Source organism: Sphaerisporangium sp. TRM90804, from assembly GCF_029846175.1.
Lineage (GTDB): Bacteria > Actinomycetota > Actinomycetes > Streptosporangiales > Streptosporangiaceae > Sphaerisporangium.
Genome location: NZ_JARWAC010000001.1, coordinates 213,627 through 232,846, shown reverse-complemented (window position 1 = coordinate 232,846; position 19,220 = coordinate 213,627). Strand labels below are relative to the sequence as shown.

The 19,220-nt window shown below is 72.9% G+C and carries 15 protein-coding genes and 2 pseudogenes; 8 read left to right on the top strand and 9 right to left on the bottom strand.

The window, feature by feature from the left end:
• Nucleotides 1–9 precede the first annotated feature (9 nt).
• The 6 genes from PYR91_RS01025 to PYR91_RS01000 form a co-directional block, all read right to left on the bottom strand.
• The gene (locus PYR91_RS01025) at nucleotides 10–189 is read right to left on the bottom strand and encodes a (2Fe-2S)-binding protein (RefSeq protein ID WP_279776947.1); all 180 of its coding nucleotides are present in this window, start codon (nucleotides 187–189) and stop codon (nucleotides 10–12) included.
• 174 nt (nucleotides 190–363) lie between these two features.
• Nucleotides 364–1,026 carry an MBL fold metallo-hydrolase gene (locus PYR91_RS01020; RefSeq protein WP_279776946.1) on the bottom strand — a complete coding sequence of 221 codons (663 nt, stop codon included), beginning with the start codon at nucleotides 1,024–1,026 and terminating at the stop codon, nucleotides 364–366.
• Complete coding sequence (locus tag PYR91_RS01015) at nucleotides 1,023–2,108, bottom strand: S-(hydroxymethyl)mycothiol dehydrogenase (RefSeq protein ID WP_279776945.1); 1,086 nt, start codon at nucleotides 2,106–2,108, stop codon at nucleotides 1,023–1,025. The genes PYR91_RS01020 and PYR91_RS01015 overlap by 4 nt, the downstream gene beginning before the upstream one ends.
• A 102-nt stretch (nucleotides 2,109–2,210) precedes the next feature.
• Nucleotides 2,211–3,203, bottom strand: a complete 993-nt coding sequence (locus PYR91_RS01010; protein WP_279776944.1) for an adenylate/guanylate cyclase domain-containing protein — start codon at nucleotides 3,201–3,203, stop codon at nucleotides 2,211–2,213.
• Nucleotides 3,204–3,236: 33 nt separating this feature from the next.
• On the bottom strand, nucleotides 3,237–3,749 hold the full coding sequence (locus PYR91_RS01005) for a PH domain-containing protein (RefSeq protein ID WP_279776943.1): 513 nt from the start codon (nucleotides 3,747–3,749) through the stop codon (nucleotides 3,237–3,239).
• 100 nt (nucleotides 3,750–3,849) lie between these two features.
• A complete protein-coding gene (locus PYR91_RS01000) occupies nucleotides 3,850–4,677 on the bottom strand; it encodes a biotin--[acetyl-CoA-carboxylase] ligase (protein ID WP_279776942.1) in 828 nt (275 codons plus the stop codon).
• 232 nt (nucleotides 4,678–4,909) lie between these two features.
• Between PYR91_RS01000 and PYR91_RS00995 the strand changes: the two genes are divergently transcribed.
• The 3 genes and pseudogenes from PYR91_RS00995 to PYR91_RS00985 form a co-directional block, all read left to right on the top strand.
• The gene (locus tag PYR91_RS00995; RefSeq protein ID WP_279776941.1) at nucleotides 4,910–7,123 is read left to right on the top strand and encodes an FdhF/YdeP family oxidoreductase; all 2,214 of its coding nucleotides are present in this window, start codon (nucleotides 4,910–4,912) and stop codon (nucleotides 7,121–7,123) included.
• Nucleotides 7,120–7,713, top strand: a pseudogene (locus PYR91_RS36365) (formate dehydrogenase accessory sulfurtransferase FdhD); the annotation flags it as partial. The gene PYR91_RS00995 and the pseudogene PYR91_RS36365, both read left to right, overlap by 4 nt.
• A gap of 237 nt (nucleotides 7,714–7,950) precedes the next feature.
• Nucleotides 7,951–8,358, top strand: a pseudogene (locus tag PYR91_RS00985) (formate dehydrogenase accessory sulfurtransferase FdhD); the annotation flags it as partial.
• A 362-nt stretch (nucleotides 8,359–8,720) separates the two neighbouring features.
• Here the strand turns inward: PYR91_RS00985 and PYR91_RS00980 are convergent.
• The 3 genes from PYR91_RS00980 to PYR91_RS00970 all read right to left on the bottom strand — a co-directional run bounded on the left by PYR91_RS00980 (nucleotide 8,721) and on the right by PYR91_RS00970 (nucleotide 14,083).
• The gene (locus PYR91_RS00980; protein ID WP_279777093.1) at nucleotides 8,721–11,549 is read right to left on the bottom strand and encodes a phosphoenolpyruvate carboxylase; all 2,829 of its coding nucleotides are present in this window, start codon (nucleotides 11,547–11,549) and stop codon (nucleotides 8,721–8,723) included.
• 189 nt (nucleotides 11,550–11,738) lie between these two features.
• Nucleotides 11,739–13,295 (bottom strand): hypothetical protein, encoded by a 1,557-nt coding sequence (locus PYR91_RS00975; protein ID WP_279776940.1) that lies wholly within the window; start codon nucleotides 13,293–13,295, stop codon nucleotides 11,739–11,741.
• A complete protein-coding gene (locus PYR91_RS00970) occupies nucleotides 13,271–14,083 on the bottom strand; it encodes an ABC transporter ATP-binding protein (protein WP_279776939.1) in 813 nt (270 codons plus the stop codon). Before PYR91_RS00970 ends, PYR91_RS00975 begins: the two co-directional genes overlap by 25 nt.
• Before the next feature lie 74 nt (nucleotides 14,084–14,157).
• Between PYR91_RS00970 and PYR91_RS00965 the strand changes: the two genes are divergently transcribed.
• The 5 genes from PYR91_RS00965 (at nucleotide 14,158) to PYR91_RS00945 (ending at nucleotide 19,197) form a co-directional block, all read left to right on the top strand.
• Entirely contained in the window at nucleotides 14,158–15,756 is a 1,599-nt protein-coding gene (locus PYR91_RS00965; RefSeq protein ID WP_279776938.1) for an acyl-CoA carboxylase subunit beta, read from the top strand.
• Nucleotides 15,757–15,768: 12 nt separating this feature from the next.
• Nucleotides 15,769–15,972 (top strand): acyl-CoA carboxylase subunit epsilon, encoded by a 204-nt coding sequence (locus tag PYR91_RS00960; RefSeq protein WP_279776937.1) that lies wholly within the window; start codon nucleotides 15,769–15,771, stop codon nucleotides 15,970–15,972.
• A 103-nt stretch (nucleotides 15,973–16,075) separates the two neighbouring features.
• The gene (locus PYR91_RS00955) at nucleotides 16,076–17,020 is read left to right on the top strand and encodes an NYN domain-containing protein (RefSeq protein WP_279776936.1); all 945 of its coding nucleotides are present in this window, start codon (nucleotides 16,076–16,078) and stop codon (nucleotides 17,018–17,020) included.
• A 102-nt stretch (nucleotides 17,021–17,122) separates the two neighbouring features.
• Nucleotides 17,123–18,694, top strand: coding sequence for an AlkA N-terminal domain-containing protein (locus PYR91_RS00950; protein ID WP_279776935.1), 1,572 nt, complete (start codon nucleotides 17,123–17,125; stop codon nucleotides 18,692–18,694).
• On the top strand, nucleotides 18,691–19,197 hold the full coding sequence (locus tag PYR91_RS00945) for a methylated-DNA--[protein]-cysteine S-methyltransferase (RefSeq protein WP_279776934.1): 507 nt from the start codon (nucleotides 18,691–18,693) through the stop codon (nucleotides 19,195–19,197). Before PYR91_RS00950 ends, PYR91_RS00945 begins: the two co-directional genes overlap by 4 nt.
• The last annotated feature ends 23 nt before the right edge of the window (nucleotides 19,198–19,220 follow it).

Genomic DNA, 19,220 nt, shown 5'->3' with positions numbered 1-19,220 from the left:
CCCCTATATCTACGCGGTAGCGACTAAATCTTCAGATCGCTTCAGGATCGCACAGATCTTTCGTACGCATGTCGCGCAATCCCTGCCCGCGCCCGTGGTATCCCGGATCTGTCGCGCACTCTTCGCACCCGCTTTTATGCAGGCGTGGACCTGGCTTTCGGTCACCGCCTCGCAGATGCATACGTACACGACAGGATACGCCCTTTCAGGAAGGAAGGTTAGGCATACCTAAGATAGCGCAAGCAAGTTAGGCATGCCTATGTGACATGTGCCACCGTCAGGTGGATGTCACTCTCCCGTCAGGGGCGGCGCGTCACGATCTCCTTACTCTGTGCGTATGTACCCTGATTAAGCTGCGTTTTTTCAGTGACCCCGCGCGATCCAGGACTCCAGATCGGGCGCCTCCGCGCCGATGCTCGTGGACTCTCCGTGGCCCGTGTGCACGACCGTCTCGGGCGGCAGCACCAGCAGCCGCTCGCGGAGGGAGTCGATGATCGTCTCGAACGACGAGTACGACCGGCCGGTGGCCCCCGGCCCGCCCGAGAAGAGCGTGTCGCCGGTGAACACGACGCCGAGGTCGGGCACGTGCAGGCTGACCGCGCCCGGGGAGTGCCCCGGCGTGTGCAGCACGTGCAGCGCGGTGCCGGCGACCTCGATGACGTCGCCGTCGGCGAGCGGCTCGTACGGCCGTCCCGTGCCGTACACCATCTGCCACAGCACGGAGTCGGCCGGGTGCAGCAGGATCGGCGCGCCCGTCGCGTCGGACAGGGCGCCCGCCGCGTTGACGTGGTCGTTGTGGGCGTGCGTGCAGACGATCGCCCGCAGCCGCCTGCCGCCGAGCGCCTCCTGGACCGCCTCGGCGTCGTGCGCGGCGTCCACGACCACGACCTCACGGTCGTCGCCGAGCAGCCAGACGTTGTTCTCGACGTCCCAGGTGCCGCCGTCCAGCGTGAACGACCCGGACGTCACGATCTTGGACAGGCCCGCCGTGCCGCCGGGGCCGTCCGGAACGCCGCTCGCGCTCACAGGACCACCACCGAGCGCAGGACCTCGCCGCGGTGCATCTTGCCGAAGGCCTCCTCGACGTCGTCGAGCTCGATGGTCTCGGAGACGAACCCGTCGAGGTTGAGCCGGCCCTGCAGGTACAGGTCGATCAGCATCGGGAAGTCGCGGCTCGGCAGGCAGTCGCCGTACCAGGACGACTTCAGCGAGCCGCCGCGGCCGAAGACGTCGAGCATCGGCAGCTCCAGAGTCATGTCGGGCGTCGGCACGCCCACCAGCACGACGGTGCCGGCCAGGTCGCGCGCGTAGAACGCCTGCTTGTAGGTCTCCGGACGGCCGACCGCCTCGATCACGACGTCGGCGCCGTGGCCGCCGGTGAGCTCGCGGATGGCCTCCACGGGGTCGTCGACGGTGGAGTTCACGGTGTGCGTGGCGCCGAACCCGCCGGCGAGGTCGAGCTTGCGGTCGTCGACGTCGACCGCGATGATCCTCGACGCGCCCGCGACCGAGGAGCCGAGGATCGCCGCGTTGCCGACGCCGCCGCAGCCGATGACCGCCACGGAGTCGCCGCGCGTGACGCCGCCGGTGTTGATCGCCGCTCCGAGCCCGGCCATCACGCCGCAGCCGAGCAGGCCCGCCACCGCCGGGCGGGCGTCGGGGTCGACCTTGGTGCACTGCCCGGCGGCCACCAGCGTCTTGGACGCGAACGCCCCGATGCCGAGCGCCGGGGAGAGCGGGGTGCCGTCCTCCAGGGTCATCTTCTGCGCGGCGTTGTGGGTGGCGAAGCAGTACCACGGCCGGCCGCGCAGGCAGGCGCGGCAGTTGCCGCAGACGGCGCGCCAGTTGAGGATCACGTAGTCGCCCGGGGCGACCCCCGTGACGCCCGCGCCGACGGCCTCCACGACCCCGGCGGCCTCGTGGCCGAGCAGGAAGGGGAAGTCGTCGTTGATGCCGCCCTCGCGGTAGTGCAGGTCGGTGTGGCAGACCCCGCACGCCTGCACGGCGACGACGGCCTCGCCGGGTCCCGGGTCGGGCACCAGGACGGACCGTACCTCGACGGCCTCACCCTTGCCCGCGGCGATCACACCCTGGACTTCGTACGGCATGGTGGGTCCTTCCCTTGTCGACCTGCCTGCCTTGCCGGCCTGCTCGGCGACCTTCGATCGGACTGCTGGGTTTCTTGAGGATGTTGACCTCCGCCGCGCCGGTCAAGCCCGGCGGAGCACGTACGGCTGGATCACCCCGAGCCCGCGCACCGGCCGCCTGCGGATCCGTTGCACGGCCAGCCCGGCAGATCCTTTCACGGCCTCGGCCACGCCGGGGTCGACCAGGACCGTGCAGGGATGCGCCATGGCGGTCAGCCGGGCGGCGAGGTTCACGGTGGTGCCGAAGACGTCGCCCATGGTCGGCAGCACCGGCCCGTAGGACAGGCCCACCCGCAGGTCGCGGCCGTCGTCGCGGACGGCGTCGACCAGTTCGAGGGCGACGCGGGCGGCCGTCTCGGCGGTGGGGGCGGTGAACAGCACCTCGTCGCCGAGGGTCTTGACCAGGCGCGCCCCGCGGGAGGCCACCACGTCGGAGGCCAGGGACTCGAACCACTCGACCAGCTCGGCGAGCCCCTGGGTGTCCAGCTCGCGCGACACCTGGGTGAACGACACCAGGTCGGCGAAGCCCACCGCCAGCGTGGGCCGGCCAGGGACGGCCGCGGCGTCCATGTCGGTGTTGGCCAGCAGCCGGACGCCGGCCGCCGCGAGCTGGGCGCGCCACACGTGCACGAGCAGGCGCTCGAAGTCGGGCAGCAGGGCCTGCGACAGCGACAGGACGCCGGCCAGCTCCTCGTCGTCGGGGGCCCTGCCCTGCGGCAGCATGGCGGTGACCATGATCTCGGCCTGCCACTGCGCGAGCCGGGAGGTGGTCTGGCCGAGCGCGCGGGCCAGGCGCACGACGGTCTCCTCGTCCACCAGCTGCGAGCCGAGCAGGCCCGCGACCCGGCGCAGCGCGTCGACGTCGGCGTCGGTGAAGGAGGGGAGGTCGTCGGCGGGCGTGGCGAACCCGAGGGCGCGCCAGATGCGCTGGGCCAGCTCGGACGGCACGCCGGCCAGCCGGGCCACCTCCAGGCGGGTGTGCCGGGCGGCCGAGCCGACGAACAGCCGCTCGATCTGCTCGGCCGTCGGGCGGCCCGCGGTGGGGGTCTCGCGCACCTTCAGGAGGTTACGCCACGTCAGGCGCATGTCTCACCGGCCGTCGACCACCCCGTCGGAGACGTCCTCCACCAGCCGGAACAGGTCGGACCTGACGGTCTGGATCTTCGGGATGTCCTTGAGCGCGATCTCGCCCCGGTCGGAGGCCGACTCCACCACCAGCGTGCCGCAGCCGAGCAGCCGCTCGACGAACCGCTGGTCGGAGCTGACGCTGTTGACCTTGGTGAGCGGTATGTCGTCCTCGGACTTGCTCAGGATGCCCGAGCTGATGTTGAAGCGGTGGGTCGAGAGCGTGTACCAGGTCGTCTTCCAGCGCAGATACGGGATGAACGACCAGAGCGCGAGCGCGACCACGGACACGACGGCGACCGCGATCCAGGCCACGCCGGCGTACTCGTAGTCGACCGGGATCAGGTACAGGGCCGCGCTGGAGGCGGCGATGACGAGCAGCAGCGCGAGGAAGGGCACCACGAGCCGCTTCCAGTGGGGGCGGAACGCGTGCACGACCCGCTCCCCCGACGTCAGATGATGATCAGGCAGACCCATGGGGCAAATCGTGGCACGACGATCTCCCCCGCGTCTGCCCAAGCCGTCGGCCCCCGGACCGATCAGCCACCAACCTTGGCGCGGCCTTGACGCGCGGCGCTCAGCCGGCGGAGGCGGGCCGCACGTGCACGACGTCGCCCACGCTGAGAGCCCGCTCGACGCCGTCGGCGCGGACGATCAGGTGGCCCGAGGAGTCGACCCCGGTGGCCTCCCCCTCCAGCACCCGCTCGCCCGGCAGCTCGACCCGCACCCGCCTGCCGATGGTCGCGCTCATCGCCAGGTAGGACGCCCGCAGCCCGCAGGCGTCGGCGTCGCCCTCGGCGGCCACCCAGTCGCGGTAGTGCGTCTCGATCTCGCGCAGCACCGCCCGCAGCAGCGGGTCGCGGTCGACGCACTCGGCCTGCTCGATGGCGAGCGAGGTGGCCGTGGGCACGGGCAGCTCGTCGGCCCGGACCGAGACGTTGAGCCCCATGCCGACGACGACCGCGCCCTCGGCGCGCTCGGCCAGCACGCCGGCCAGCTTGCGCTCGCCGACCAGCAGGTCGTTGGGCCACTTCAGCCGGACGTCCACGCCCGCGAGGCGGCGCACGGCCGAGGCGGCGGCCAGCGCGACGAGCAGCGTCACCCAGCCCTGCCGGGCCGTGGGCACCGCCGGGCGCAGCAGGACGGAGAAGGTGAGCCCGGCGCGCGCCGGGGCCGTCCAGGCGCGGCCCAGGCGGCCCCGCCCGGCGAGCTGCAGCTCGGCGACGAGCACCGCGCCCTCGGCGGCGCCCTCCCGGGCGACCTGGCCGAGGTCGGCGTTGGTGGATCCGGTGCGGTCGACCACGCTGAGCTGGGACCACAGGGAGCCGGGACGGACGACGGCGCGCGCCAGCGCCGCCTGCGACAGCGGCGGCCGGTCGAGATCGGTGTACGGCGAGTCAAGCACCCGTCCATCCTCCTCCTCGGCGCGGAGTGGCGGGACCCCTCGGGCCCGGATGACCGGCTAACACTACGTAATGCCACCGGATTCTTGACCTAGGGCGACCACGCCGCCGTCCTGAACGCCCCCGAGAACACCGGACAAGATCATCAGTTCGTCAGATGTGGGCGAAAAGGCGATGCTAGGAGAGGGCCGTCCGGACAGCCGGCGGCCGGGAGAAGGAACGGTGAACGGTCCGGTGAGCAAGCGTCTGGATCCGCGCAACTGGGCGAGCTGGAAGCCCTTCGGCATCGGCGAACGTAAGCCGAACAACTACCTGGAGCTGTGGAAGGCCTTTCGCTCGGTCAGGGGCAACCGGCGGTACGCCTGGCGCATCCTCAGCCGGGGCACCTGCGACGGCTGCGCGCTCGGCACCAAGGGCATGCGCGACTGGACGATGCCGGAGGTCCACCTGTGCAACATCCGGCTGCGCCTGCTGCCGCTCAACACGATGCCGGCGCTCGACCCTGCGGTGCTGGCCGACGTGGCGCCGCTGGCCCGGATGCGCAGCGCGGAGCTGCGCGAGCTGGGCCGCCTGCCGTACCCCATGCTGCGCCGCAGGGGCGAGCCGGGCTTCACCCGGGTCGGCTGGGACGAGGCACTCGACCTGGCCGCGGGCCGGCTGCGCGGCGCCCGCCTCGGCGCCTACCTGACCAGCCGGGGCATGCCCAACGAGAACTACTTCGCCGCGCAGAAGGCCGTGCGGGCGCTGGGCACCAACTCGATCGACAACGCCGCGCGCATCTGCCACTCCCCCTCCACGGTGGCGCTGAAGCAGGCCATCGGCGCCGCCGCGACGACCTGCTCCTACACCGACTGGGTCGGCTCCGACCTCGTCGTCTTCATCGGCTCCAACCCGTCGAACAACCAGCCGGTCGCGATGAAGTACCTGTACCACGCCAAGAAGCAGGGCACCCGCGTCGTGATGGTGAACGCCTACCGCGAGCCGGGCATGGACCGCTACTGGGTGCCGTCCAACGCCGAGTCCGCGCTGTTCGGCACCAAGATCACCGACCACTTCTTCGGGGTGAACGTCGGCGGCGACATCGGCTTCCTCAACGGCGTGCTCAAGCACCTGGTCGAGCACGACTGGCTGGACAAGGAGTTCGTCGACCAGCACACCGCGGGCTTCGAGGACGTGCGCCAGGCGGTGGCCGGGCAGTCGTGGGAGGCGCTGGAGGCGCTGAGCGGGGCCACGCGCGAGAGCATGTTCGAGCTGGCCAAGCTGCTCGGCGAGGCGAAGTCGGCCGTGCTGGTCTGGTCGATGGGCGTCACCCAGCACACCTACGGCGAGGACAACGTCCGCTCGATCGTCAACCTCGCCCTGGCGCGGGGCTTCGTCGGGCGCGACCACTGCGGGCTCATGCCGATCCGCGGGCACAGCGGCGTCCAGGGCGGCGCCGAGATGGGCGCGTACGCGACCGGCCTGCCCGGCGGCCTGCCCATCACGCCCGAGAACGCGGCCCGCTTCGGCGAGATGTGGGGGTTCTCGGTGCCCCGGACGCCCGGGCTCACCGCCACCGACATGATCGACGCGGCGCACGAGCGCGAGCTGGACGCGTTGATCTCCTCGGGCGGCAACTTCCTGGAGGTACTGCCCGATCCCGCGTACTGCCGGCAGGCGCTGTCGCGGCTGGGGCTACGCGTCCACATCGACATCGTGCTGTCGAGCCAGATGCTGGTCGAGCCGGAGGGCGACGTGCTGCTGCTGCCCGCGCAGACGCGGTACGAGATGGAGGGCGGGGTGACCGAGACCTCGACCGAGCGGCGTGTCATCTTCTCCCCGCAGATCCCGGGGCCGCGCGTCGGCGAGGCCTGGCCGGAGTGGAAGATCTTCACCGAGCTGGCGGCGCGCACGCGCCCGGAGCTGGCCGACATGATCCGTTACCCGGGCGGCACGCCGCAGATCCGGCGCGAGATCGAGGAGGCCGTCCCCTTCTACGCCGGGATCGCCGGGCTGCGGGCGTTCGGCGACAACGTCCAGTACGGCGGGCGCCATCTGTGCCCGGGCGGCCGGTTCCCCACCGCCGACGGCCTCGGCCGCTTCGCGCCCGTCCCGCTGCCCGAGCTGGAGCGCCCCGACGGCGCCTTCACGGTGGCGACGCGGCGCGGCAAGCAGTTCAACAGCATGGTCCACGAGCGGCGCGACGGCTTCAACGGCGCGACCAGGGACGCCGTCCTGATGAGCCCGTACGACGCCGACCGGCTCGGGCTGCCCGACGGAGCCGAGGTCGAGCTGAACGGCGCCGCCGGCCGCTTCACCGGGCGCGTGCTGCGGGCGCCGCTCACCCCCGGCAACCTGCAGATCCACTGGCCCGAGGGCAACGTCCTGCTGGACGTCTCCCGCCGCAGCCCGGCCGCCCGCATCCCCGACTACAACGCCGTGGTCACCCTCCGGAGGACGGCCCCGTGACCCCCGCCGACTCCGGCCCGGCGACCCGCCCCGGCACCGAGACCGGCACCGGCACAAGGAGCGAGACCGACACCGAGGCCGGGACCGGAACCGGCAGGACGGGAACCGGAACCGGCAGGACCGGGACCGGGAGTCCCGGGCCGGCGGAACACGGCCGGGGCGGGACGGCGCGCCGCCTGGACGAGCTGGGGGCGGCGGCCGGCCGGCGGCCTCCGGGGCCGACGACGCGCGTCCGCGTCCGCGAGGTGGCCGGCGGCGTCGCCCGCGACCGGCGCGACGACCTCGCCACCGAGGAGCCGCTGGAGATCCGCGTCACGGCCGGCGGCGCCACCCGCACCCTGGCCGTCACCATGCGCACGCCGGGGGCCGACTTCGAGCTGGCGGCCGGCTTCCTGTCGGGCGAGGGCATCGCCGGGCCGGACGACATCGCGGCGATCGCCTACTGCACCGACGAGGACCTCCCGCCCGAGGCCCGCTACAACACGGTGACCGTCCGGCTGCGCGGCCCGGCGCTGCCCGAGATGCCCACCATGCACCGCCACTTCCTGACGTCCAGCGCGTGCGGGGTGTGCGGCACCGCGAGCATCGAGGCCCTGCGTGCCCGCCGCCTGTCCCTGACCGCGCCCGCCGGGCCGCCACCCGGCGCCCACGGGTCCGAGCCGGGCGGCGAGCGGCCCGCCCCGGGCAGCGAGCCGCCCACGCCGGGCAGCGAACGATCCGCCCCGGGCACCGAGCCGCCCACGCCGGACAGCGAGCGGCCCGCGCCGGGTGGCGAGCGGCCCGCGCCGGGGGCCGGCGCCGCCGCGGCCGGGGCGCTGCCGCCGGTGACGCCCGCCCTGCTCTACTCGCTGCCGGCCCGCCTGCGCGAGGCCCAGGGCATCTTCGGCAAGACCGGCGGCCTGCACGCCGCCGGCCTGTTCGCGCCCGACGGCACCCTGCTCGCCCTGCGCGAGGACGTCGGACGCCACAACGCCGTCGACAAGCTCGCCGGCTGGGCCCTGATGAACGGCCTGCTGCCGCTCGGCGCCCACATCCTGCTGGTCAGCGGGAGGACCAGCTACGAGATCGTGCAGAAGGCGCTGGCGGCGGGCGTGCCACTGGTGTGCGGCGTCTCCGCCCCCTCCTCGCTCGCCGTGAACCTGGCCCGGGAGTTCGGCATGACCCTGGTCGGCTTCCTGCGCGGCGAACGCTTCAACGTCTACACCGCCCCCGAACGCATCGCCCTTCCCGGCTGACCGAGCGCACTCGAAAACACCGGGCTTATTGAATTGCCGGGAAATCACCAGGAAACACCTTGGACCCCACCCAGTGCAGCCCACCATAAATCTGGTTGATTCCCCGAATATGCCTCAAATCCGAACACATCGAATTCCGGGTCTTTCCTGTCATCCAGGAGGGACATGGAAATGAGCAGACCACGGCGTCACGCACCGGCGTGTCCGGGCGGACCGTCCAGTGCGGGGTCGTCTTCCGGGCCACGTGACGATCCCGCCAACCCTCGTCGACCACGGGCCTCCGGCCGGTGCCGCGCCGCCGCCGTGACCGGACCACCGGCTCCGCCCGGCCGCGGAGGACGTCGCCCTCCGCGGCCGGGGGGTCAGCCGGTGTTCTGCAGGCCGGCGGCGACGCCGTTCACGCTGAGCAGGAGCAGGGTCTCCAGCCTCTCGCGCTCCTCCTCCGACAGCGTTCCCTCGGCCCCTTCGGCGCGCAGCACCGACAGGGCACGCAACTGCAGGTGGGACAGCGCGTCCACGTAGGGATCGCGGAGCTGGACGGCGCGGGACAGGACCCGCTTGCTCTCCAGCAGACGGGAGTGGCCGGTGACGGCCAGCACCAGGGACCGGGTGAGGTCGTACTCGGCCAGCACCCGGTCGGCGACGTCCTGCCGGTCGCCGAGCGCCAGGTAACGCGCCGCGATCGCGCGGTCGGTCTTGGCGAGCGACATCTCGGCGTTGTCGAGCAGCGAGGCGAACAGCGGCCACTCGCGGTAGGCCCGCCGCAGCTCATCGAGGCCCGGCCCCAGCTCGGCGTCGCCGCCCGCGGCCTCCACGGCCGCCTCGGAGGCGCCGGGACCGGACACGCCGCTCGCCGCGGGCGTGCCGTTCGCGCCGGACGCGGCCTTGACGGCGGACGAGGCGTCCTCACCGGTCACGGCCTTCACCGCGGACGAGGCGTTCTCACCGGACGCGGCGGGCGCGGTCTGCGCCGGCGCGGCGCCGGGCGCGGCCGGTGACACCGCCTTCACGGCCGCGAGCAGGCCGCTGCCCAGGCCGTACCAGCCGGGGAGGTTGACCCGGGTCTGGGCCCAGGCGAACACCCACGGGATCGCGCGCAGGTCGTCCAGGGAGCGCGGGGCGCCCAGGCCGCGGCGGGCGGGACGGGAGCCCAGGCGCAGGGAGCCGATCTCCTCCAGCGGGCTGACCAGCGCGAACCACTCGGGGAACCCGGGGGCCTCGGTGAGCGACCGGTAGGCCCGCTCGGAGGCGGAGGCGACCCGCTCGGCCAGCAGGCGGTAGCGCGCGGCGGCGTCGGCCGTGCGGTCCTCCACCGAGCCGGTGGAGGCCAGCAGCACGGCGTTGGTCACCTGCTCGATGTGCCGCAGCGCGATGGCCGGATGGCCGTACCTGGCGAAGATCACCTCGCCCTGCTCGGTGACCTTGAACCGGCCCGCCACCGACCCGGGGGCCTGCGCCAGCACGGCCCGGTTGGCGGGGCCGCCGCCCCGGCCGAGGGCGCCGCCCCGGCCGTGGAACAGCGTGAGCCGCACGTCGTTGGCCGCGGCCCACACGGCCAGCTCGGCCTGGGCGTCGTACAGCTTCAGGGTGGCTGCGGCCGGGCCGAGCTCCTTGGCGGAGTCGGAGTAGCCGAGCATGACCTCCATGCGCCGCCCGTTGGCCGACAGCCGCTTCTGGACGGGCGGCAGCTCGAGCATGCCGGCCAGCACCCGCGCGGAGTTGGCGAGGTCCTCCCCGGACTCGAACAGCGGCACGACGTCGATCACGGGGGCGCGGGCGCCCAGGGCGTGCCGGGCCAGCTCGTAGACGGCCGCGATGTCGTCGGCCGAGCGGGTGAAGGACACGACGTACCGCGAGCAGGCGCGGACCCCGAACCGCTCCTGGATCCAGGAGATCATGCGCAGCGTCGCCAGGACCTCCTCGGTGCGCTCGGAGGACCGGCCAGCGCGGATCTCCTCCAGCGCCTGGGCGTGCACCTGGGAGTGCTGGCGGACCTCCAGCTCGGCGAGGTGGAACCCGAAGGTCTCCACCTGCCAGATCAGGTGCTGCAGCTCCCCGTACGCCTGCCGGGTGGCGCCCGTGGACGCCAGCGACGCCTGACAGGCCTTCAGATCGCGCAGCAGCTCGTCGGGCGAGCGGTAGCCGAGGTCGATGTCGCGCCGCCGGGTGGCGGCGATGCGGGCCGCCACGAACAGCAGCCACTGCCGGTGCGGCTCGCGAGGCGCGCGCTTGCCCAGCTCGGAGACGAGCTCGGGGTGGTCGTCGCGCGCCAGGGCCAGCTCGTCGGCGAGCTCCTTGCTGGGCGGGCCGTAGAGGTCGGAGACGGTGAGCGTGCGCCCGATGCGGGTGGCGGCGTTCTCCAGCGCGGTGAGCACGTGCTCGGCCTGGATCAGCACGGCCTCGCGGGTGACGCGCGCGGTGACGTTGGGGTTGCCGTCGCGGTCGCCGCCGATCCAGCTTCCGTAGCGGATGTAGGCCCTGGCCAGCGGCTCGCGCCTGCCGGTGCCCTCGCCGAGCGCGGCGTCCAGCGAGCGGTAGATGCGCGGGACCGTGCGGAACAGCGTCTCGTCGAACGCGGCCATGGCCGTGCGGACCTCGTCGAGCGGGTCGAGCTTGCTGTGCCGGAGCTGGGCGGTGCGCCAGAGGAGATCGATCTCCTCCATGAGGTGCCGGTGCGCCTCGCGGCGCTCGTTGGACCCCCTGCCGGCCGTGTTGTACTCGGCGAGCTGCACGCTGACGCGCTGGATGGCCGTGACGACGGCGCGGCGGCGGGCCTCGGTGGGATGGGCGGTGAGCACCGGCCGGAACTCCAGCTCGGCGATCAGCCGCGACAGCTCGTCGGGGCCGAGGTCGGCCTTCAGCGCGCCGACGGCCTGGGCCAGCGACTCGGGCACCGGGGAGTCGCCGGTGTCCCTGGACCTCAGCATGCGGATGCGGAAGTGTTCCTCGGCGAGGTTGACCAGGTGGAAGTAGCACGTGAACGCGCGGGCGAGCTGCACGCCGCGGTCGATCGGCCACTCGGCGACCATGGCGGCCACCTCGTCGACGGAGATCTCGCGCCTGCGGGCGGCGATCACCGCCTTGCGGAGCCGTTCGACGTCGGCCAGGAGATCGGGACCGCCGTCCTCGGCGATCACGCGACCGAGCAGCTCGCCGAGCAGGCGCACGTCGGCGCGCAGCTCGTCGGGCATCTCGGTGACGGCATGGTGACGTTCGACGGCGGAACGCTCTTCCTGATGCGGAGCGATGGCGGCCATACCACGAAGGGTATCCACTCCGTCTCCTCTCCTGGATACGGGTCTCATCCATTGGACTAGACCAGTGTGAACGCCCGGGGAAGGTTCTCGGGCCGCGGGGCGGACGCCTGTGGACGACGCGGCTCAGGAGGGGCGCGAGACGGCGCCGAGCAGGTCGGGGAGGCGGGCGTAGCCGATGACGGACGCCAGGCGGCGCCCGGCCCACGCCACCACGAGACCGTACGGCACGGCGAGCAGGCCGATCCAGCCGACGCCGAACAACGCCGGGAGCAGGAACGGCAGCGCCAGCACGCTGGTGACGATCATGGCGCCGAACGCCCCGGCGAAGGCCGCCCCGCCCTGCCCGGGGGCAGCGCTGGTGAAGGCGTTGAGCCGGTCGGGATAGGTGTACGGCAGGATCACGCTGGTCACGGCCCCGGTGCCCAGCCCGACGAGCAGCAGCCCCGTGGCGGCCGCCGTCGCCTGCAGCGACCACAGCACGTCGCCCGCGATCAGGGCCGCGCCGATCGACAGCACGGCCAGCAGCGGCACCGCGACCACGCAGACGGCGAGGTGCCGGCCGGCGAGGTCGGTGCGCACGTCACGGGGGGAGGCGTACACGATGGCGTTCATCCACAGGGCGCGGCCGTCGATGCCGAACGCGTTGGCGCTCTGCAGGCCGATCATCAACGCCGCGAGACAGCCGGGCGCCAGCGTCACCGCCGCGCCCGGCGACCCGCTCGGGTCGCTGAACAGCGAGAACGTGAAGATAACCGCGAACCCGACGGCCGCCAGCCACCCCATGCGGCCGCGCGGCTCCCGGCGCAGGTACTTGAGCTCCTTGGCGACCACGGCGCCCAGCGCGCCGCCGGGCAGCAGGGCGTCGAAGCGGCTTCGGCCCACCGAGCCGACCAGCGTGGAGGAGTCGGAGGTGACCGCCGTCCTGCGCAGCGCGGCGATCCACAGCCACCACAGCCCGATCACCACCAGGGCGACGACGGCGATCTCGGCCAGCCCGGCGAGCCCGCCGTCCGCGATCGCGTGCGCGGCCATCGCGGGCGGGCCCCACCGCACGACCGAGGCCAGCTCGGCCAGCATGAGGCGGGGGTCGGCGCCGAGCCCCTGGTTGAGCAGCAGGTTGGGGAGCTGGGTCAGCAGGAACACGAACACGACGCCCACGGCCAGCAGGTCGCGGCCCCGGCGGCTGCGCAGCACCCGCGACAGGGCGGTGGTGACGGCCCGCGACGCCACCAGGCACAGCGCGGCCTGCAGGATCACGGCGACCACGCCGATCAGGGCGCCGGTGGCGGTGCGCGACAGCCCGACGACGGCGCCGGCGAGGAAGAACAGGGTGGCGAGCGGCCACGGCCCGGTCGCCGAGGCGGCGAACATGCCGACGGCCATCTGGCGCGGGGTGAGCGGGAACAGCGTCAGCCGGGCGGGGTCGAGGGTGTCGTCCACCCCGAAGACCATCAGCGGCCCGGCGATCCACGTCAGCGTGAGCACGGTGAACGTCACCATGCCGGCGTCGACCGCCACGTCGGCGGGCGCCAGGCGCAGCAGGCTCATCAGCAGCAGCCCGCCGACGGCGACCAGGAACGCGGCGATGAGCGTGAACACGAACCCGACCTGGCGCATCGTGTCGCCGCGCAGGTTGCCGGCGATCAGGCGCAGCTTCAGGCGGACGAAGAGCCCAGCCACGACAGCCCCTCCTCGCCGTTGCCCCGGGCTCCGACGAGGTCGAGGAACGTGTCGTTGAGGGTCGCGCCGGCGCCGCGTACCTGTGCCAGCGGGCCCTGGGCGACGATGCGGCCCTGGTTCATGACCGACACCCAGTCGCACAGCCGCTCGACCAGCTCCATGACGTGGCTGGAGAAGATCACCGTGGACCCGGAGGCGGTGTACCGGCGCAGGACCTCGACCAGCGTGTTGGCGCTGACGGGGTCGACGCCCTCGAACGGCTTGTCCAGGAACAGCACCGCGGGGTTGTGCAGCAGCGCGGCGGCCAGGGCGATCTTCTTGCGCATGCCCGTGGAGTAGTCGACGACGAGCTTGTCGGCGGAGTCGAGCAGGTCCATGACCTTGAGCAGTTCCTCGGCGCGCCGGGCGACCTCGTCCCTGGGGATGCCGCGGATCTGCCCGTTGTACAGGAGCAGCTCGCGGCCGGACAGCCGCTCGAACAGCCGCAGCCCTTCGGGCAGGACGCCGACGCGGGCCTTGACCGCCACCGGGTCGCGCCAGACGTCGGCGCCGCCGACCGTCGCCGACCCGGCGTCGGGCACCAGCAGGCCGGTGATCATGCTGAGCGTCGTCGTCTTGCCCGCGCCGTTCGGGCCGACCAGCCCGGCGAAACCGCCTCGCGGCACCACCAGGTCGACCCCGGCGACCGCGATCTGCCCGCCGAACCTCTTGAACAGGCCGTACGTGCGCACCGCCTCGGCGAACCCGGACCCGCCGGACGCGCCGTCCCCACTGGCGAAGTCGGTCATGTCGTCACTCTAGTGCCGCCGCGAGGACGGCTCCGGGTGACCATGCCCGTGACCGGAGAGCTACCCTACGGTGCATGAGCGCTGACCCGGTACCGCACGTCGAGGGCGTCGACCCGCACACCACCGCGGGGAAGATAGCCGACCTGGAGCGACGCCTCTACGAGGCCGCACACGCCGGGTCCGAGCGTGCCGTGGAGAAGCAGCATTCCAAGGGCAAGATGACGGCCAGGGAACGGCTGGTGGCCTTCCTCGACGACGGCTCGTTCGTGGAGTTCGACGAGCTGGCCCGGCACCGGGCCACCGGCTTCGGCATGGAGCGCGAGCGCCCCTACGGCGACGGCGTGGTCACCGGGCACGGCACCGTGGACGGCCGGCCGGTGGCCGTGTTCGCGCAGGACTTCACGGTCTTCGGCGGCTCGCTCGGCGAGGTCTTCGGCGAGAAGATCGTCAAGGTCATGGACCACGCGCTGAAGACCGGCTGCCCGGTCGTCGGCATCAACGACTCCGGGGGCGCGCGCATCCAGGAGGGCGTGGTCTCGCTCGGGCTGTACGCCGAGATCTTCAAGCGCAACGTGCACTCCTCCGGGGTGATCCCGCAGATCTCGCTGGTCATGGGCCCCTGCGCGGGCGGCGCCGTCTACTCCCCCGCGCTGACCGACTTCGTGCTCATGGTGCGGGAGAAGTCGCACATGTTCATCACCGGCCCCGACGTGATCAGGACGGTGACCGGCGAGGAGGTCACGTTCGAGGAGCTGGGCGGCGCGCACACCCACAACTCCAGGTCCGGCGTGGCCCACTACGAGGCGGCCGACGAGAACGACTGCCTCGACTACGCCAGGGCCCTGCTGTCCTACCTCCCCTCCAACAACATGGACGACCCGCCGGTCTTCGACGCGCCCGCCGACCTTGAGGTCACCGAGGCCGACCGCGAGCTCGACCTGCTGATCCCCGACTCCGCCAACCAGCCGTACGACATGCACCAGGTGGTGCAGCACGTCCTGGACGACGGCGAGTTCCTGGAGGTGCACGCCGGGTTCGCGCCGAACATCCTGGTCGGCTTCGGCCGGGTGGAGGGCCACTCGGTCGGGGTGGTGGCCAACCAGCCGATGAGCTTCGCGGGCACGCTCGACATCGCCGCCTCCGAGAAGGCCGCGCGCTTCGTGCGCACCTGCGACGCCTTCAACGTCCCCGTGCTGACCTTCGTGGACGTGCCCGGGTTCCTGCCCGGCACCGACCAGGAGTGGAACGGCATCATCCGCCGGGGCGCCAAGCTGCTCTACGCCTACGCCGAGGCCACCGTGCCGCTGGTCACGGTGATCACCCGTAAGGCGTACGGCGGCGCGTACGACGTCATGGGCTCCAAGCACCTGGGGGCCGACGTCAACCTCGCCTGGCCGACGGCGCAGATCGCCGTGATGGGCGCGCAGGGGGCGGTCAACATCCTGTACCGCCGCGAGCTGGCGGCGTCCGACGCCCCCGACAAGGAGCGCGCCCGGCTCGTCACCGAGTACGAGGACACGCTCGCCAACCCGTATCTCGCGGCCGAACGCGGGTATGTGGACGCGGTGATCCGGCCGTCCGACACCCGCATCCGCGTCGTCCGCGCGCTGCGCGCGCTGCGCAACAAGCGCAAGAGCCTGCCGCCGAAGAAGCACGGCAACATCCCGCTGTAGGAGGAGGCGTCCGTGGAACAGCCCTATCTGAGAATCGTCCGCGGCGACGCCAGCGCCGAAGAGGTCGCCGCGCTGGTGATCGCACTTGCCACAAGAGACTCGCGTCCCCAACGAACCGCGCAAAAACCAGATACGTGGCGTAACCCAACACACCAGATGAGAACGGGGTTGCTGAGGGGGCCGGGCGCCTGGCGCACGAGCTCACTCCCCCAGTAGATCTTTGGAAGTGGGTGTCAAGCGCGCTAAGAGTTGGGACTATCTAGAAATGGGGGAATATAGTCAGCCGATCATCATCTAGCAACGAGGCCTGGAGGAGAGCATGGCAATCCCGGACCTCACACCGCATCCCGTAGCGGCGAAATACGCCGTCCTCGTGGACGTCGGGTATCTCTACGCGGCGGCGGGCGAGGTCATCCTGGGGGCCAAGGAGCGCAAGGAATATCGGGTCGCCGCCGACGAGCTCATCTCGGCCCTGAAGAAGCACGCGATGGAACGCATCCCCGGCGAGTTGCTGCGCATCTACTGGTACGACGCCGCCCGCGACCGGGTGCCGACCGTCGACCAGCGGGTCATCGCGCAGCTTTCCTGGGTCAAGGTCCGGCTCGGCAACCTGAACGCCCGCGGGCAGCAGAAGGGCGTGGACGCGCAGATCCGCAGCGACCTCGAAGCCCTCGCCCGCCACCACGCCGTGAGCGACACCGTGCTGATCGCCGGAGACGAGGACATGGTGCCGGCCGTGGAGGCCGCCCAGACGTTCGGCGTCCGCATCCACCTGTGGGGCGTCGAACCGCCCTACGGCACCAACCAGGCCGAGCGGCTCGTGTGGGAGTCCGACACCGTCGAGGAGCTGACCGCCGACTTCCTGCGGCCCTACTTCAGCCGCGCCGCGCAGGTCGTCCCCGCCGCGCCCTCCCCGCCGTCCCCGGCCCAGGTGTTCGCCGGGCGCACCGCGCTCAGCGCCAAGCCCGCCGTGCGCCACCCGGGCCAGGTCACGAAGCTGGGCCCGAGCCGCCCGAGGGTCGAGGAGGTCGGCGAGCACGTCGCGCAGAAGTGGATACTGACCCGCGGCCGCGACAACATCCGCGACCTGCTGCCCGGCCCGCTGCTGCCGACGGTGATCGACACCGAGCTGCTGATCGAGGCCGAGAAGGAGCTGGGCCACTCCCTGCGCCCCTACCCCGAGGCCCGCGTCTGGCTGCGCGACGGCTTCTGGGCGCGTGTCTACCGCGAGTTCGACCTCGGCGTCGGCATCTCCACCAAGTAGCCGCCGCCGTCTCCCGCCTGTTCGCGCCCGGTGCCCTGCCCGCCACGGCGAGGTCCGAATTCCGCTGGTGAGGCTCCCCCATCAGGGCATAGCGTCGTTGTCGTGACCCCACACCAGACCCTCGACTTCGACTCCTGTTACCGGGCGGTGAGCGCTCGGGACACGAGGTTCGACGGGCGGTTCTACTCGGCCGTCACCTCCACCGGCATCTACTGCCGTCCCATCTGCCCGGCCCGCACGCCCGCGCGGCGCAACATCCGCTTCTACCGCCACGCGGCCGCCGCCGAGGCCGCCGGGTTCCGGCCGTGCCGGCGGTGCCGCCCGGAGCTGAGCCCCGGCGACCCCGGGTGGGACGTGCCCGCCGACCTGGTCGGGCGGGCGCTGCGCCTGATCGACGAGGGGGTGGCCGACGAGTACGGCGTCGCCGGGCTGGCGGGCCGGCTGCACATCACCGAGCGCCACCTGCTGCGCCTGTTCACCGCCCAGCTCGGCGCGGGCCCGCTGGCCGTCGCCAGGACCAGGCGGCTGCTGCTGGCCAAGCAGTTGCTGACCGAGACCTCCCTGACGGTCACCGACGTGGCCTTCGCCGCCGGGTTCGGCAGCGTGCGCCAGTTCAACGCGACCATGAAGGACGCCTACGGCTTCGCCCCCGGCGAGCTGCGCACGGCCTCCTCCGGCCCGACGGCCCGCGCCGCCGCGCGGGTGCCGCCCTCCCCGGAGGGCACGCCCGGCGCGCCGGGGGGCGGGTCCGGCGCGTCGGGGGGCGGGTCCGGCGCGTCGGGGGGCGGGACCGGCGCGTCGCCGGCGGCGCTCACCCTGCGCCTGACCTACCGCGCCCCGTACGACGCGCCGGCGCTGCTCGCCTTCCTGGCCGCCCGGGCCGTCCCGGGCGTCGAGGAGGCCGGTCCCGGCGGCTACCGGCGCACGGTGCAGGGCGGCACGGTCACGCTGACGCCCGCCGACGGCCACGTCCGGCTGTCGGTGACGCTCGACGACACCCGCCGCCTGCCGCGTGTCGTCGCGCGCTGCCGGCGCCTGCTCGACCTCGACTCAGACCCCGCGGCCATCGCCGACGCGCTCGGCGCCACGGCGCTGCGCCCGCTGGTCGAGAGCCGCCCCGGGCTGCGGGTGCCCGGAGCCTTCGACGGCTTCGAGCTGGCCGTCCGCGCCGTGGTCGGCCAGCAGGTCTCCGTCGCCGGGGCCCGCACCCTGCTCGGCCGCGTCGCCGCACGCGCCGGGACGGCGATCCCGGCCTCGCCCGGCCGTGACGGCGCGCCCGCCGCCGGCGCGGAGGAGGGGGTCCCCGGCGGGCTCCACCTGCTGTTCCCCGATGCCGAGCGGCTCGCGCAGGCCGACCTGTCCGGGCTCGGCCTCACCGGAAGGCGGGAGGCCACGCTGCGGGCGCTGGCCGAGAAGACCGCCTCGGGGGAGATCGACCTCGACGGCGGCGCCGACCCCGCCGAGACGACCGCCCGCCTGCTGGCCCTTCCCGGCATCGGGCCCTGGACCGCCGGATACATCGTGATGCGCGCCCTGCGCGACCCGGACGCCTGGCCCGTGGACGACCTCGTCCTGCTGCGGGCCATGAAGGCGCTCGGCGTCCCCCCCACCGAACCCGAGCGGTGGCGCCCCTGGCGGGCGTACGCCGCCATGCACCTTTGGAGCTCATCGTGACCTCGACCGTCGACGCCCAGACCATCGCCACCCCGGCCGGCCCGCTGACCCTTCTCGCCCACGGCGACGTGCTCGTCTCCGCCGGCTTCAACGGCGCCGTCGCCGAGATGTTCGCCCGGCTGCCCGCCGCGCTCCGCGCGCTCCCGCTCCGCGCCGTCGACGACCTGGGCAAGCCCGCCCAGGCCGTGCGCGACTACCTGGACGGCGACCTGCTCGCCCTCGACGCCGTGCCGGTCGACCAGCCGGGCACGCCGCTCCGCCAGCGCCTCTACGTCGCCCTGCGCGCGGTCGAACCGGGCACGACGATCAGCTACGCCCAGCTCGCCGAACGGGCCGGCCTGCCGAGGACGGCGGCCCGCGCCGCCGGGTCGGCGTGCGCCCAGAACCTGATCGCCCCGTTCGTCCCCTGCCACCGCATCCTGCCCTCCTCGGGGGGCTTCGGCGGCTACTACTACGGCAGCCCGGTCAAGGAGTGGCTGCTCACGCACGAGAAAGCGGTGTGACGCCGTGCGCGCCGGCGTGCGCA